General features: G+C 58.3%; 10 protein-coding genes. 7 read left to right on the top strand and 3 right to left on the bottom strand.

Features of this window, described 5'->3' with window-relative positions; genetic code table 11:
• Nucleotides 1–11: 11 nt before the first annotated feature.
• The 7 genes from nusA (at nucleotide 12) to AB3G35_RS23285 (ending at nucleotide 8900) form a co-directional block, all read left to right on the top strand.
• Nucleotides 12–1493: a transcription termination factor NusA gene (gene nusA, locus AB3G35_RS23315; RefSeq protein WP_016783437.1), complete on the top strand. Its 1482-nt coding sequence runs from the start codon at nucleotides 12–14 to the stop codon at nucleotides 1491–1493.
• Nucleotides 1494–1520: 27 nt separating this feature from the next.
• Nucleotides 1521–4019 carry a translation initiation factor IF-2 gene (gene infB, locus AB3G35_RS23310; RefSeq protein WP_016783436.1) on the top strand — a complete coding sequence of 833 codons (2499 nt, stop codon included), beginning with the start codon at nucleotides 1521–1523 and terminating at the stop codon, nucleotides 4017–4019.
• A 158-nt stretch (nucleotides 4020–4177) separates the two neighbouring features.
• Nucleotides 4178–4579, top strand: a complete 402-nt coding sequence (gene rbfA / locus AB3G35_RS23305) for a 30S ribosome-binding factor RbfA (protein WP_016783435.1) — start codon at nucleotides 4178–4180, stop codon at nucleotides 4577–4579.
• 3 nt (nucleotides 4580–4582) lie between these two features.
• Nucleotides 4583–5500: a tRNA pseudouridine(55) synthase TruB gene (truB, locus tag AB3G35_RS23300; protein ID WP_016783434.1), complete on the top strand. Its 918-nt coding sequence runs from the start codon at nucleotides 4583–4585 to the stop codon at nucleotides 5498–5500.
• A 162-nt stretch (nucleotides 5501–5662) separates the two neighbouring features.
• Nucleotides 5663–5932, top strand: a complete 270-nt coding sequence (rpsO, locus tag AB3G35_RS23295) for a 30S ribosomal protein S15 (protein WP_016783433.1) — start codon at nucleotides 5663–5665, stop codon at nucleotides 5930–5932.
• Between the two features lie 222 nt (nucleotides 5933–6154).
• Nucleotides 6155–8260 carry a polyribonucleotide nucleotidyltransferase gene (gene pnp / locus AB3G35_RS23290; protein ID WP_016783432.1) on the top strand — a complete coding sequence of 702 codons (2106 nt, stop codon included), beginning with the start codon at nucleotides 6155–6157 and terminating at the stop codon, nucleotides 8258–8260.
• A gap of 286 nt (nucleotides 8261–8546) precedes the next feature.
• Entirely contained in the window at nucleotides 8547–8900 is a 354-nt protein-coding gene (locus tag AB3G35_RS23285; protein ID WP_016783431.1) for a BON domain-containing protein, read from the top strand.
• A 339-nt stretch (nucleotides 8901–9239) separates the two neighbouring features.
• On the opposite strand, the gene AB3G35_RS23280 is transcribed toward AB3G35_RS23285, so the two are convergent.
• From AB3G35_RS23280 to AB3G35_RS23270, 3 genes are all read right to left on the bottom strand, one after another.
• A complete protein-coding gene (locus AB3G35_RS23280) occupies nucleotides 9240–12155 on the bottom strand; it encodes a DUF748 domain-containing protein (RefSeq protein ID WP_369782172.1) in 2916 nt (971 codons plus the stop codon).
• 87 nt (nucleotides 12156–12242) lie between these two features.
• Nucleotides 12243–13256 carry a class I SAM-dependent rRNA methyltransferase gene (locus tag AB3G35_RS23275; protein WP_016783429.1) on the bottom strand — a complete coding sequence of 338 codons (1014 nt, stop codon included), beginning with the start codon at nucleotides 13254–13256 and terminating at the stop codon, nucleotides 12243–12245.
• Between the two features lie 73 nt (nucleotides 13257–13329).
• Nucleotides 13330–14199 carry an oxygenase MpaB family protein gene (locus tag AB3G35_RS23270; protein WP_106116975.1) on the bottom strand — a complete coding sequence of 290 codons (870 nt, stop codon included), beginning with the start codon at nucleotides 14197–14199 and terminating at the stop codon, nucleotides 13330–13332.
• Between the last annotated feature and the right edge of the window lie 40 nt (nucleotides 14200–14239).

The raw sequence follows: 14239 nt of genomic DNA, 5'->3' as shown, positions 1-14239 counted from the left end.
CGAGGCGTACGATGAGCAAAGAAGTACTGCTGGTTGTTGAGTCGGTGTCCAATGAAAAGGGCGTACCGGCAAACGTTATTTTTGAAGCGCTGGAGCTGGCTCTGGCCACCGCTACTAAAAAGCGTTTTGAAGACGAAGTCGAACTGCGTGTGGAAATCAATCGCCACACCGGTAACTATGAGACTTTCCGTCGCTGGACTGTGGTCGAAGACGAAGATCTGGATGATCCAGCATACGAGTTGGCTGTAGACCAGGCCCAGGCGAAACAGCCAGGCGCGAAAGCCGGCGATATTATCGAAGAGAAAATCGATTCTATCGAATTCGGTCGGATTGCTGCACAGACGGCCAAACAGGTCATCGTGCAAAAAGTTCGCGAAGCCGAGCGTGCTCAAGTAGTCGATGCCTATCGCGAGCGTCTGGGCGAAATCATTTCCGGCACCGTTAAAAAGGTGACCCGCGACAATGTGATCGTTGACCTGGGTAACAACGCTGAAGCGTTGCTGGCCCGTGAAGACATCATTTCGCGTGAGACTTTCCGTGTTGGCGTACGCCTTCGCGCATTACTCAAGGAAATCCGCACTGAAAACCGCGGTCCTCAGCTGATCCTGTCGCGTACCGCGCCAGAGATGCTGATCGAACTGTTCCGCATTGAAGTGCCAGAAATCTCCGAAGGCCTGATCGAAGTGATGGCGGCCTCCCGCGATCCTGGATCACGCGCTAAAATAGCCGTTCGCTCGAAAGACAAGCGCATTGATCCGCAAGGTGCCTGCATCGGTATGCGCGGTTCGCGCGTCCAGGCAGTGTCCGGCGAATTGGGCGGAGAGCGAGTGGATATCGTCCTTTGGGATGACAACCCGGCGCAGTTCGTGATCAACGCAATGTCGCCAGCAGAAGTGGCGGCTATTATCGTCGACGAAGATGCCCATGCAATGGACATCGCCGTTGGCGCAGACAATCTGGCCCAGGCGATTGGTCGCGGCGGTCAGAACGTACGTCTGGCCAGCCAGTTGACCGGCTGGACCCTGAACGTGATGACCGAATCGGACATCCAGGCCAAGCAGCAAGCAGAAACCGGCGATATCCTGCGCAACTTCATCGAAGAGCTGGAAGTTGATGAAGACCTGGCGCAGGTACTGGTTGATGAAGGCTTTACTAGCCTGGAAGAGATTGCCTACGTACCGGTGGAGGAAATGCTCAACATCGATGGCTTTGACGAAGATACCGTCAACGAGCTTCGCGCTCGCGCCAAGGATCGACTGTTGACTAAAGCCATCGCTACTGAGGAAAAGCTGGCAGACGCCCATCCGGCCGAAGACCTGCTCTCGCTTGAGGGTATGGACAAGGATTTGGCGATGGAACTGGCGGTGCGCGGCGTAATTACCCGCGAAGACCTGGCCGAGCAGTCTATTGACGACCTGCTCGACATCGACGGCATTGACGATGATCGTGCCGGCAAGTTGATCATGGCCGCCCGAGCCCATTGGTTCGAGTAATTAGGCGCGGCCTGAGGAGAGAAATGCATGACGCAAGTCACGGTGAAACAACTGGCCGATGAGGTCAAAACACCGGTTGAGCGCCTGTTGCAGCAGATGCGTGAGGCAGGTCTGCCGCACAACGCCGCCGAGCAGAATGTAACCGATAGTGAGAAGCAGGCTCTGCTGACTCACCTGAAAAGCAGCCACAAGGCTAAAGTGGAAGAACCGCGCAAGATCACTTTGCAGCGTAAAACCACCAGTACCCTGCGTGTAGCTGGCAGCAAAAGCATCAGCGTTGAAGTACGCAAGAAGAAAGTCTTCGTACAGCAAAGCCCGGAAGAAATCGAAGCCGAGCGCAAACGTGAGATGGATGAACGTCGTGCAGTAGAAAATGCCGCACGTCAAAAGGCTGAAGAAGAGTCCAAGCGTCGCGCCGAAGAAGAAGCGCGCCGCCAGCCTGCATCTGCTCCTGTTGCAGCTCCGGCCGCTGCAGCGCCTGCACCTGTGCAAGCCGCAGCGCCAGCACCGGCTCCAGCCGCTGATGCACGCAAGCGTGACGAACAGCGTCGCCCGGACAAACCACGCGCAGACGACAACAATCGTCGCGGCAGTGGTGACGGCGATCGCAAAAACGCTCCGCATCGTGCCTCGGTTAAAGAAAAAGCACCGACTCCACGTGTTGCTCCGCGTACTTCCGACGAAGAAAGCGACAGCTTCCGTCGCGGTGGTCGTGGCAAGGGCAAGCTGAAGAAGCGCAACGCTCACGGTTTCCAGAGCCCAACCGGCCCTGTAGTTCGTGACGTGCAGATTGGCGAGACCATCACTGTCGGCGATTTGGCTGCACAGATGTCGGTCAAGGCTGCCGAAGTCATCAAGTTCATGTTCAAGCTGGGTACTCCAGCGACCATCAACCAGGTACTGGATCAGGAAACTGCCCAACTGGTTGCTGAAGAACTGGGCCACAAAGTGACTCTGGTCAGCGACAACGCCCTGGAAGATTCCCTGGCCGAGTCCCTGAAGTTCGAAGGCGAGTCGTTCTCCCGTGCTCCGGTTGTGACCGTAATGGGCCACGTTGACCACGGTAAAACGTCCCTGCTCGACTACATCCGTCGTGCCAAGGTAGCTGCTGGCGAAGCCGGTGGTATTACTCAGCACATCGGTGCATACCACGTTGAAACCGAACGCGGCATGGTCACGTTCCTCGACACCCCGGGTCACGCTGCGTTTACCGCAATGCGTGCTCGTGGTGCCAAGGCAACTGACATCGTGATTCTGGTTGTGGCTGCAGACGACGGCGTAATGCCGCAGACCATCGAAGCTGTTCAGCATGCGAAAGCCGCTGGCGTGCCGCTGGTTGTTGCAGTGAACAAGATCGACAAGCCAGGTGCTGACCTCGATCGCATTCGCAGCGAACTGTCCGTTCACGGCGTGACGTCGGAAGAGTGGGGTGGTGACACTCCGTTTGTTTCGGTCTCGGCGAAAATGGGTACTGGCGTTGACGAATTGCTCGAAGCCGTATTGCTGCAAGCCGAAGTTCTGGAACTCAAGGCAACACCATCGGCTCCTGGCCGTGGCGTAGTGGTTGAGTCCCGTCTGGACAAAGGCCGTGGCCCTGTTGCAACCGTTCTGGTTCAAGACGGTACCCTGCGCCAAGGCGACATGGTTCTGGTCGGTTCCAACTACGGCCGCATTCGCGCCATGCTCGACGAGAACGGCAAGCCTATCAAGGAAGCCGGTCCATCCATCCCTGTCGAGATCCTCGGCCTGGACGGTACGCCAGATGCTGGCGACGAGATGAGCGTAATGACCGACGAGAAGAAGGCGCGTGAAGTTGCCCTGTTCCGTCAAGGCAAGTTCCGCGAAGTGAAACTGGCTCGTGCTCACGCAGGCAAGCTGGAAAACATCTTCGAGAACATGGGCCAGGAAGAGAAGAAGACGCTTAACATCGTCCTCAAATCTGACGTCCGTGGTTCGTTGGAAGCTCTGCAGGGCGCTCTGAGCGGCCTGGGTAACGACGAAGTGCAAGTGCGCGTAGTGGGCGGCGGTGTCGGTGGTATCACCGAGAGCGACGCTAACCTGGCACTGGCCTCCAACGCTGTACTGTTTGGCTTCAACGTGCGTGCCGATGCCGGCGCTCGCAAGATTGTCGAGCAGGAAGGCCTGGACATGCGTTACTACAACGTCATCTACGACATCATCGAAGACGTCAAGAAAGCCCTTACCGGCATGCTTGGCAGCGACGTTCGGGAGAACATCCTGGGTATCGCCGAAGTCCGTGACGTGTTCCGCTCGCCGAAGTTTGGCGCGGTTGCAGGTTGCATGGTGCTGGAAGGTGTTGTTCACCGTAACCGTCCAATCCGCGTACTGCGTGAAGACATCGTTATCTACGAAGGCGAGCTGGAATCCCTGCGTCGCTTCAAGGATGACATGTCCGAAGTGCGTGCCGGCATGGAATGCGGTATCGGCGTCAAGAGCTACAACGACGTTAAAGTCGGTGACAAGATCGAAGTGTTCGAGAAGGTCCAGGTTGCTCGCAGCCTCTAAATCGCGAGCCTCAAGAGCGAGGACGAGCCCGCGCATGCATTTGCGCAGCGCTCGGCCTGGACTCTAAACGCAACGCCCGGTCCGGCTTCTGTCAGGCCGGGCGTTTGCCGCTTTCAGAACGCATGGGTTTCCCATGGGTGAGTAACAGGTAACAAGACATGGCAAAAGAATATAGCCGTACCCAACGTATCGGCGATCAGATGCAGCGCGAGCTGGCACAGCTGATCCGTCGCGAAGTCAAAGACCCGCGCGTGGGTCTGGTCACCATTACTGCTGTTGAAGTCAGCCGTGACGTCGGTCACGCCAAGATCTTCATCACCGTAATGGGTCAGGACAGCGCTGAAGATATCGCCCAGAGCATCAAGGTGCTGAACTCGGCAGCGGGTTTCCTGCGCATGCAACTGGCGCGTGAAATGAAGCTGCGCAGCGTTCCGCAGTTGCACTTCCACTACGATGAAAGCGTCGTGCGTGGTGCTCATCTGTCCGCCTTGATCGAGCGTGCAGTGGCTGAAGACAATCAGCACCCTGAAACCACTGCTCCCGAAGACACCAAGGAGTAACCGGTGGCTCAGGTCAAGCGTATCCGTCGTAACGTCAGCGGCATCATCCTGCTGGACAAGCCACTTGGGTTCACCTCCAACGCGGCTCTGCAGAAAGTCCGCTGGCTGCTCAATGCCGAGAAGGCAGGGCACACCGGTAGCCTCGATCCATTGGCCAGCGGTGTATTGCCGCTGTGCTTTGGCGAAGCCACCAAGTTTTCGCAATACCTGCTCGATTCCGACAAGGGTTATGAAACCCTGATGCAATTGGGCAAGACCACCACCACGGCAGACGCTGAAGGCGAGGTTTTGCAGACGCGTCCGGTGACCGTTGGTCGCGCCGATATTGAAGCTGTTTTACCCAAGTTTCGTGGGCAAATCAGTCAGATACCGCCGATGTACTCTGCGCTCAAGCGTGACGGACAGCCGCTTTACAAGCTGGCCCGTGCAGGCGAAGTGGTGGAGCGTGAACCACGTTCTGTTACTATTACCCGCCTCGAATTGCTGGCCAGCGAAGGCGACACTGCGCGCTTGGCCGTCGACTGCACCAAAGGCACCTATATCCGTACCCTTGTGGAAGATATCGGTGAGCAATTGGGCTGCGGGGCATACGTTGCAGAACTGCGTCGTACACACGCCGGACCTTTCAGCCTGGCCCAGACGGTTACGCTGGAAGAACTGGAAGCGGTGCATGCCGAAGGCGGCAATGAAGCGGTCGACCGCTTCCTGATGCCATCGGACAGTGGCCTGCTCGACTGGCCGTTGCTGCACTTCTCCGAAGCCAGCGCGTTCTACTGGCTCAACGGCCAGCCAGTACGTGCTCCGGATGCTCCGAAGTTCGGCATGGTGCGGGTACAAGATCACAACGGTCGCTTTATCGGTATCGGTGAAGTGAGCGAAGACGGGCGCATTGCGCCGCGTCGACTGATTCGGTCGGAATGACCGGAGCCAGGCTGCATCGGGGTGTAATATTTCCGGCGCAGACTGGAACGAGGGTGGCTGTTATTGGGCACGGTCACATCTCACATTTAAATACGAGGATTTGTCCTCGGCCCATTGGATCTGTCTTGTTCGCAAGCAGGCCCTAATTGAAAGGAAAGCCAAATGGCACTTACAGTTGAACACAAAGCAGAAATCGTAAAAGACTACCAGCAAGCTCCAGGTGATACAGGTTCTCCAGAAGTGCAGGTTGCACTGCTGACCTTTAACATCAACACGCTGCAAGGTCACTTCAAAGCTAACAGCAAAGATCACCACTCCCGTCGTGGTCTGATCCGCATGGTAAACCAGCGTCGCAAGCTGCTGGACTACCTCAAAGGCAAGAACGTTGAGCGTTACAAAGCGCTGATCGCTCGCCTGGGTCTGCGTCGCTAATAGCGATGTTGCTAGAGGCTGGTTGTCTGTCGCACGTTTGCGGGTTTCCCGCAGGCGTGGGGCCGGCTTCCAGCCTCAAGTTTTATCTGGACTAGCCGGATTCTTACGAAAACTGCCACGGGGCTGTTTTCGTAAGCATCCTGAGTCGGGTTGATACCCGATGTTGCACATGACTTTCGCAAGAAACCCGTTCCCCAAGAGCCACAAAGAAGGTAGGACACCGTGAACCCGGTTATCAAAAAATTTCAGTTCGGTCAGTCGACCGTTACTCTCGAGACTGGCCGTATCGCCCGTCAAGCTTCCGGCGCAGTATTGGTCACCGTTGACGACGACGTCAGCGTATTGGTGACTGTGGTCGGCGCCAAGCAAGCTGATCCAGGCAAGGGCTTCTTCCCTCTGTCGGTTCACTACCAGGAAAAAACCTACGCTGCAGGTAAAATCCCTGGCGGTTTCTTCAAGCGTGAAGGTCGCCCTTCCGAGAAAGAAACCCTGACTTCGCGACTGATCGACCGTCCGATCCGTCCGCTGTTCCCAGAAGGCTTCATGAACGAAGTGCAGGTTGTCTGCACCGTTCTGTCCACCAGCAAGAAAACCGATCCGGACGTCGCTGCGATGATCGGTACTTCGGCTGCCCTGGCCATCTCCGGCATTCCTTTCGATGGCCCGATCGGCGCAGCCCGCGTTGCTTACCACGAAAGCACCGGCTACCTGCTGAACCCGACTTACGAGCAACTGGCTGCCTCCAGCCTGGACATGGTCGTTGCCGGTACCTCGGAAGCTGTATTGATGGTTGAATCGGAAGCCAAAGAGCTGACCGAAGACCAGATGCTGGGCGCCGTACTGTTCGCCCACGACGAATTCCAGGTGGTTATCCAGGCTGTCAAAGAGCTCGCTGCCGAAGCTGCCAAACCGACTTGGGACTGGGCTGCTGCCCCGGAAGCAACCGCACTGCTGGGCGCTATCCGTGCCGAGTTCGGCGAAGCGATCTCCCAGGCTTACACCATCACCGTCAAGGCCGACCGTTACGCTCGCCTGGGCGAGTTGAAGGATCAGGTTGTTGCCAAGCTGTCCGGTGAAGAAGGCCAGCCTTCTGCCAGCGAAGTCAAAGCGGCTTTCGGCGAAATCGAATACCGCACCGTTCGCGAAAACATCGTTAACGGCAAGCCGCGTATCGATGGCCGTGACACCAAGACTGTTCGCCCTCTGAACATCGAAGTCGGCGTTTTGCCAAAGACCCACGGTTCGGCCCTGTTCACCCGTGGTGAAACTCAGGCGCTGGTTGTTGCTACTCTGGGTACTGCCCGTGACGCACAGCTGCTGGACACCCTGGAAGGCGAGAAAAAAGACCCGTTCATGCTGCATTACAACTTCCCTCCGTTCTCGGTAGGTGAGTGTGGTCGCATGGGTGGCGCTGGTCGTCGCGAAATCGGTCACGGCCGTCTGGCCCGTCGTTCGGTTCAGGCCATGCTGCCTGCTGCTGACGTGTTCCCGTACACCATCCGTGTTGTATCGGAAATCACTGAATCCAACGGTTCCAGCTCGATGGCATCGGTTTGCGGTGCTTCCCTGGCACTGATGGACGCTGGTGTGCCGATGAAGGCGCCGGTTGCCGGTATCGCCATGGGTCTGGTTAAGGAAGGCGAGAAATTCGCAGTTCTGACCGACATCCTGGGTGACGAAGACCACCTGGGCGACATGGACTTCAAAGTAGCGGGTACCGCCAAAGGTGTTACCGCGCTGCAGATGGACATCAAGATCAAGGGCATCACCGAAGAAATCATGGAGATCGCACTGGGCCAGGCCCTGGACGCTCGCCTGAACATCTTGGGCCAGATGAACCAGATCATTGCCGTTTCGCGCAATGAGCTGTCGGCCAACGCGCCGACCATGATCGCAATGAAGATCGACACCGACAAAATCCGTGATGTTATCGGTAAAGGCGGCGCGACCATCCGTGCAATCTGTGAAGAAACCAAGGCTTCGATCGATATCGAAGACGACGGTTCGATCAAGATCTTCGGCGAATCCAAGGAAGCAGCTGAAGCAGCGCGTCAGCGCGTTCTGGGCATCACCGCGGAAGCCGAGATCGGCAAGATCTATGTGGGCAAGGTTGAGCGTATCGTCGACTTCGGCGCATTCGTAAACATCCTGCCGGGCAAAGACGGCCTGGTTCACATCTCCATGCTGAGCGACGCTCGCGTTGAGAAAGTGACTGACATTCTGAAAGAAGGTCAGGAAGTGGAAGTGCTGGTACTGGACGTGGACAACCGCGGCCGTATCAAGCTGTCCATCAAGGACGTTGCTGCTGCCAAGGCATCGGAAGCTTAATAGCCCCGATACCTGCGTTGAAAAAGGACCCTTCGGGGTCCTTTTTTTATGGCTGCAGTAAAGTCAGCGCCAAAGGGCCATATGCCATGAGTCGAAAGCCGCAAGTTGCATGCAGAATTAACCGACGCCATGCATTTTGCACGACGGGTTAAAAATGATGAATTTGTAAGCTGTTGTTTTGTAAGGGTTTATTTGTTTTTTGAAGTTGGCACGCGCCCTGCAATAGTACTGATAACCCTGCTGCTGCAAGACAGCGCAGACTCTAAAGAAGACAGGAGTTACTCGTATGAAGAAGTTCGCTATCGCTGCCGCAACTGCCACCGCTCTGACCCTGACTATGGCCAACGCTGCATTTGCTGCCCAGGCGACCACCCAGGCACCTATGGTGGTGGCTGCAGGCGAAGTAACCAAAGCCAAGGAAGCTACTTCTGATACCTGGATCACTACCAAGGTCAAAGCCGACCTGGTGACTGAAAAAGGCATTCCAGGTACAGACATCAAGGTTGAAACCAACAAGGGTGTAGTTTCCCTGTCCTCGATGGTGCCGGTGACTTCAGCTCAAAAAGACATCGCAGTGTCCATCGCCAAGAAAATCAAAGGCGTCAAAGCTGTATCGGCTGATGGCCTGAAAGCCGAATAAGGCATCCTTTCTCGTAGAACCGGGGGAACAAGGATCAGCAGGTGATTCAAGCAGTACGCCTGCCGACATTGTTGAAAAGGTTCATGCGACGGCCACACGGATGTGGCCATTACAGCCCCCGGCGTTCTGCGCCGGGGGCTGTTCTATTTGGGATCGGGGGTTACGAAAGTCCGCGTAGCAGCTGCCGAAGGAACGAGGCTGCGTTCGGCAGCGGAGCCGTCGCAAAACCATACACCCCCGTTGCTTCTGGCAAACCGCGTTTGTCGGGTTTACGACGACTACGTCGCCGAACGCAGCCTCGTTCCTTCGACAGCTGCTACAAAACAGCGACGTTCTGCATTACTCGCTATCCAGATGCAGCGGCGAGATCACCCGGCCATCACTCTCGGCTTCACCCAGCGTGGCATCGATAAAGTACACGCGGTCATCCGCCAGCCCGCCTTTATCCACCAGGTAATCCTTGATGCTGCTGGCACGGTCTTGCCCCAGCTGACGCAACAGCACTTCGCTTTTGCTCCAGAAGTCGATCAGTGCCGCGGTCATTTTCGCAGCCCGCTCGTCACGGCTCAGGTCTTTCCATTCTGCAGGCGGCTGTTGTTTGAGACGCGTGCGATAAATGCCCTCTAGCAGCGGGCCTTTTTCGCTCTCTGGTACGGTAAGCAGGCCGGCCTTGGCCGGAACCTTCTCACCGCGACGCTGAAGGATCTTGTAGTAGGTGTACTGGAACTCGCGCTCAAGTCGATCCTTGGCGATAAGGGGGCCGTCACTGCTCTGCGCCGCTGTGCCTTCAATCTCCAGACGCAAGGCCGGGCGCTCTTTCAGGGCCTGGGCCAGGGTGGTCAGGGCTTTTTGCGCCTCAGGGCTCAGCTCGCTCGATCCTGGCGCGAATGACACGGTGCCCAGGTCTTCGGCGCCACCGCCGTTGATCAGCCCGCCAATGAACTTGAAGGGCGCCTGGGCGGCGCGTAACACCAGGTTGCGCACGGTCTGCCAGATAATCGGCATGACGCTGAATTGCGGGTTGTTGAGGTCGCCGCTGATGGGCAGCTCGATGGAGATCTTGCCGTCGGTGTCCTTGAGCAAGGCAATTGCCAGCTTTATCGGCAGGTCCACGGCGTCCGGGCTGTCGACCTTTTCCCCCAGTTGCAGTTGTTCGACCACCAGTTTGTTCTCGGCCTTGAGCTGGCCATTGGTAATCAGGTAGTGCAGGTCGAGATTGAGACGGCCCTTGCGGATACGGTAGCCGGCGAACTTGCCGGAGTAGGGGGTCAAGGTGGTCAGTTCGACGCGCTTGAAGCTGGTGGCGATATCCAGGCTGGCCATCGGGTCAAACGGGTTGACGCTGCCCTTGATGGTCACCGGTGCATAACGGTCGACCTTGCCTGCGATATTCACCGGGGCAGGTTTGGGGTTGCGGCTGTCAATGGTGCCGATCAGGCCGTTGAGCTGTTGAACCGCCGTCTGGAAGTTGGGTGTCAGGCTGAAGTCGGCAAAGTTGGCCGAACCATCGTTGATCGCAATCGCGCCGATATGAATGCCCAGCGGTTTTTCCTTGCTGGCCGTGCTTTTGGCCGCGGTGGTGCCGGCGGGTTGCGGGATCAGCAGGTCATCGATATTGGTGGTGCGGTCATCGTTGATCATGAAACGCACATAAGGCTTTTCGAGATTGACCCTGGCAAGCGACAGGCTATCGCCGTGCTGGTACTTGACGTCCTCCAGCACCAGTTTTTGCCATTTGAGGAAGTCGCGGTTTTTCAGGGTGTCCAGTGTGTGCAGTTGGTCGACCTGGGCGCGGCCTGCCACGGTGAAAGCCAGGGGCTCGGTGCTTTTGAGGTCGACCGCCAGATCGCTGCCGAGCATGCCGCTGCGCAGCTCAAGGCGGATAAACGGGTCGATATAGGCCTGGGCGATACGCAGGTCGATATCTTTGGTGGTGACTTTGAGCCGGGCGCTGACCGGGCTCAGGTTGACGTCGCCGCTGGCGGTGAGTTTGCCCTGCTTGCCCACGCCAGTGTCGAGGTTGAGGGTAAAAGGCGAGCGGTTGAGGCTGTCGAAGTTTTTCAGCTTCACGTTGAGCGGGCCGACATCCAGCGCCACCGGCGTTTTCGGCTCCTTGTCGGCGAGGTGGACGCGATAGTCGCGCAAGTCGACATCCTTGAGCAGCACGGCCCAGGGTTTGCTCGGCGCCACGGGAGCGGGTTTCGGTGCTTCGACGGTCACCACTTCTGCGGTCTTGGCAGGTGTTTTTTCGGGCTGGCTGGCAAACAGTTTTTGCCAGTCAAGCTGGCCGTCTTTTTCCCGGGCGGCCCAGGTTTCGAGTTTCTGGCTGTTGATCTTGCCGACTACCACTTCCTGTTTGGCCAGGTCGACGCTGGTGTCGCTGACCTCCAGGCGCTCCAGACGGACCAGCGGGCGGCCATCGGGGGCATTGATTTTGAGCGGTGCGATGCTGGCCGTGGCATTGCTCAGGACCATCTCGGTTTCTTTGGACAGGTTCAGGGTGTAGTCGGTGCTGAAATTCAGTACGCCGTCTTCAAGTGCCAGTGGCAGCGCATCGCGCACATAGGGCCACCAGACTTTCATCTTGCCATCGGTGACTTTCAGTTTGCCGGTCGAGGTAATGGGCACCAGGCTCAGGGTGCCGGTCCAGTCAATCCGCCCGCCTGCGGGGCCGGCGGCTACCAGGGTCATGTCGGCGTTGTCATCGGGCAGGGTGCTGAGGTTTTTCAGCTCCAGGTCCATCGAGTCATAGAGGAATTCGATAGGTTCGCTGGGGCGCATATCGGTGAAGTGCAGGTAACCGCCCGCCAGCTTGATGTTGTCGATGCGCAGCGGGAACGGTTTGCTCTCGGGATCGGCCGGGACGGGCTCACTGGCGGGCAGCTTGAACAGCTGGGTCAGGTTGAGGGTACCGTCCTTGTTGAACAGCAGTTCGGTCTTGGGCTTGTCCAGTTCTACGGCGGCCAGGTGCAGGGCTTTTGTCCACAGGCTGTCGGCTTGCAGATTGGTGTACAGCCGCTCGAAGCCGACCTGCTCCTTGCCCGGCTCGCCAACGCGCAAGCCCCACAATGTCAGCTCCAGGCTGAAGGGGTTGAACTCCAGCCGGTCGAGTTTGGCGGGCACCGTGGCGTAGTTGGCCAGTTGCTGGTTGATGATGCGCAGGCCAATGCCGGGCAAGATCAGGAAGCCAAGCACGCTATAAAGTGCGATAGCAATCAGCACGGCGCCGAGGGCGCGGATCAATCCTTTGAGCATGTGGGACGTCGTCTATAGCAGTCGGAAGTGCCTTGGAGTATGGCACGCGATTCTGGTTCCGAGACGCTCGCCGTTCTCTGGGCGTATTTAAAATTGAAGGATCAGGGTTTTCAGCGGTGGTTGCTGATCCAGTGACGGAAAATCACTGGCCGGGGTCATGACCTGCCAGTCGCGGACCGGGCGCCCGGCCTTCTCGGCGCAACGCAAAACCTGTTCGCGCCAGTCGTCCATGCTGACTTTCGCCAGGTTGTTGCAGCAGATCAGCACACCGTCCGGTGCGGTGGCCAGCACGGCGGGTTTGAGCAGGCTTTGATAGTCGCGCAGCAGGTCGACGGTACCGAAGGCGCTCTTGGCCCAGGCCGGCGGATCAAGCAGCACCAGGTCGTATTCACGCTGTTCAAGCCGCGGGTAGGCAGGCAGCTTGTGGCGGCGCTGAATGATCGGCAAGCCGGCCAACTGGCGGATGGCCGCGAAGTAGTCGGACTGTACGAATTTCATCTTCGCCAGTTCAGGGTTGAGCAAACCGTTCTCACGACCAACCGCCAGATTGCCTTCGGCGAAATCGAGGTTGCACACCTCGCTCGCGCCGCCTGCAGCAGCACTCAGGCCCACGCCGCAGGTGTAGGAGAACAGGTTGAGCACGCTTTTGCCGGCACTGTGTTGCTTGACCCAGCCACGCGCGTTGCGCAAATCCAGGAACAGCAACGGGTCTTGCCCGGCATGGCGCCCGCGCACCCGGTAGTTAAGCCCCCACTCGTGACCCACGGTATCGGCCAGGGCGGCATCGTCGGCACGGTACACGGTGTCTTCGCGGTCGATACGCGAGTTGCCCTGGGAGCGGTCGTTGTAGACCAGCAGCAGGTCGAGGCCCAGGTGGCGATTGATGGCTGCGTGCAGCTGCAGCAGGTCATCGCGCTCAAGGCGTTGATGAAAGCTCTGCACCAGCAGTTGCGGGCCGTAACGGTCGATGGTCAGGCCGCCGGCGCCTTCCTGGCTGCCGTGGAACAGGCGATAGCAGTCGGTGCCCTGGGTGTGCAGCTCGGCCAGCAGGTCATGACGGTTATCGAGGGCGGCGCGCAGCGCCTGATTCAAGGAAGACATGCGATGCGCCTTGGGGGATGGATAAGGCGCGGCAGTTTAACAGATGCGCGAGCGCGATGGCTGCGACACGGTTTCAGCCAAGCCCCATACGCCGCCGCGCCCGCTGCACCGAGCCATTGCGCACGGCCCAGCGCAATATCGGCGCGGTACTGTTTACCCCGGCACGTATCAGCTTGCGCATCTGCGGGCGTTGATGCAGCCCCAGCTGATCGCTGGCCCAGTCCGGCAGCAGGTCAATCCCGGCCTGCATCATCAGCGCGCCAAACGGTTTGGCCAACAGGCTGGGGGCGGGGGCGTTGAGCAGCAGGCGGATCACTTCATGGCTGCGCTCGTCGCACAACAATTGCGGGCGTATGCCTTCGAGGTAATCGGCAATCTGCTGGCGTGAGCGCGGCACATGGGTCGCACCCAGGCGCTCAGCGACCAGGGCGATTTCGTCGTAGTAACGATCCTGATCGGCTTCGGATAAATGCGGGTTGCGGTAGCGCAGGTGGGCGGCGAGGAAGTTGCTGACTTCGGCCACATGCACCCAGGTCAGCAACTCGGGGTCGCTGGCGGCATAGGGGCGGCCATCGAGGCCGGTGCCGGTGACTTGCAGGTGGATGGTGCGCACCTTGTCGATCAGCCAGTTGGCATCGCCACTGGCGCCGAAGGTGGTACCTGATATGAACTGCCCGGTGCGGCGTAGCCGACCCAGCATGTCTTCGCGAAAATTGGAGTGGTCCCACACCCCGGCCAGGGCCAGCGGGTGCAAGGCTTGCAACATCAAGGCGCTGATGCCGCCAATCAGCATGCTGGTGAAATCACCATGTACCTGCCAACTGATGGAATCGGGGCCGAACAGGCCGGGGTCGCCCTTGGGGTTTTCGAGGTCGAGCTTGCCAAGGGAAAGCCCGGTCAGGCTCATGATCTGGCGTTCGATGGGGCGGCGGATAAATTCCATGATGCCTTTCTCGATGGTGCCAGCCAGTCGGTGAAGACTG

The sequence above is a fragment of the Pseudomonas sp. WC2401 genome (assembly GCF_041200115.1).
Lineage (GTDB): Bacteria > Pseudomonadota > Gammaproteobacteria > Pseudomonadales > Pseudomonadaceae > Aquipseudomonas > Aquipseudomonas fragi.
The sequence above is the reverse complement of the archived record's forward strand: the minus strand, read 5'-3'. Positions and strand labels throughout refer to the sequence as shown.

Coding starts and splice junctions, on each gene's coding strand:
- nusA (WP_016783437.1), top strand. CDS start 12: ATGAGCAAAGAAGTACTGCTGGTTGTTGAGTCGGTGTCCAATGAAAAG.
- infB (WP_016783436.1), top strand. CDS start 1,521: ATGACGCAAGTCACGGTGAAACAACTGGCCGATGAGGTCAAAACACCG.
- rbfA (WP_016783435.1), top strand. CDS start 4,178: ATGGCAAAAGAATATAGCCGTACCCAACGTATCGGCGATCAGATGCAG.
- rpsO (WP_016783433.1), top strand. CDS start 5,663: ATGGCACTTACAGTTGAACACAAAGCAGAAATCGTAAAAGACTACCAG.
- AB3G35_RS23285 (WP_016783431.1), top strand. CDS start 8,547: ATGAAGAAGTTCGCTATCGCTGCCGCAACTGCCACCGCTCTGACCCTG.
- AB3G35_RS23280 (WP_369782172.1), bottom strand. CDS start 12,155: ATGCTCAAAGGATTGATCCGCGCCCTCGGCGCCGTGCTGATTGCTATC.
- AB3G35_RS23275 (WP_016783429.1), bottom strand. CDS start 13,256: ATGTCTTCCTTGAATCAGGCGCTGCGCGCCGCCCTCGATAACCGTCAT.
- AB3G35_RS23270 (WP_106116975.1), bottom strand. CDS start 14,199: ATGGAATTTATCCGCCGCCCCATCGAACGCCAGATCATGAGCCTGACC.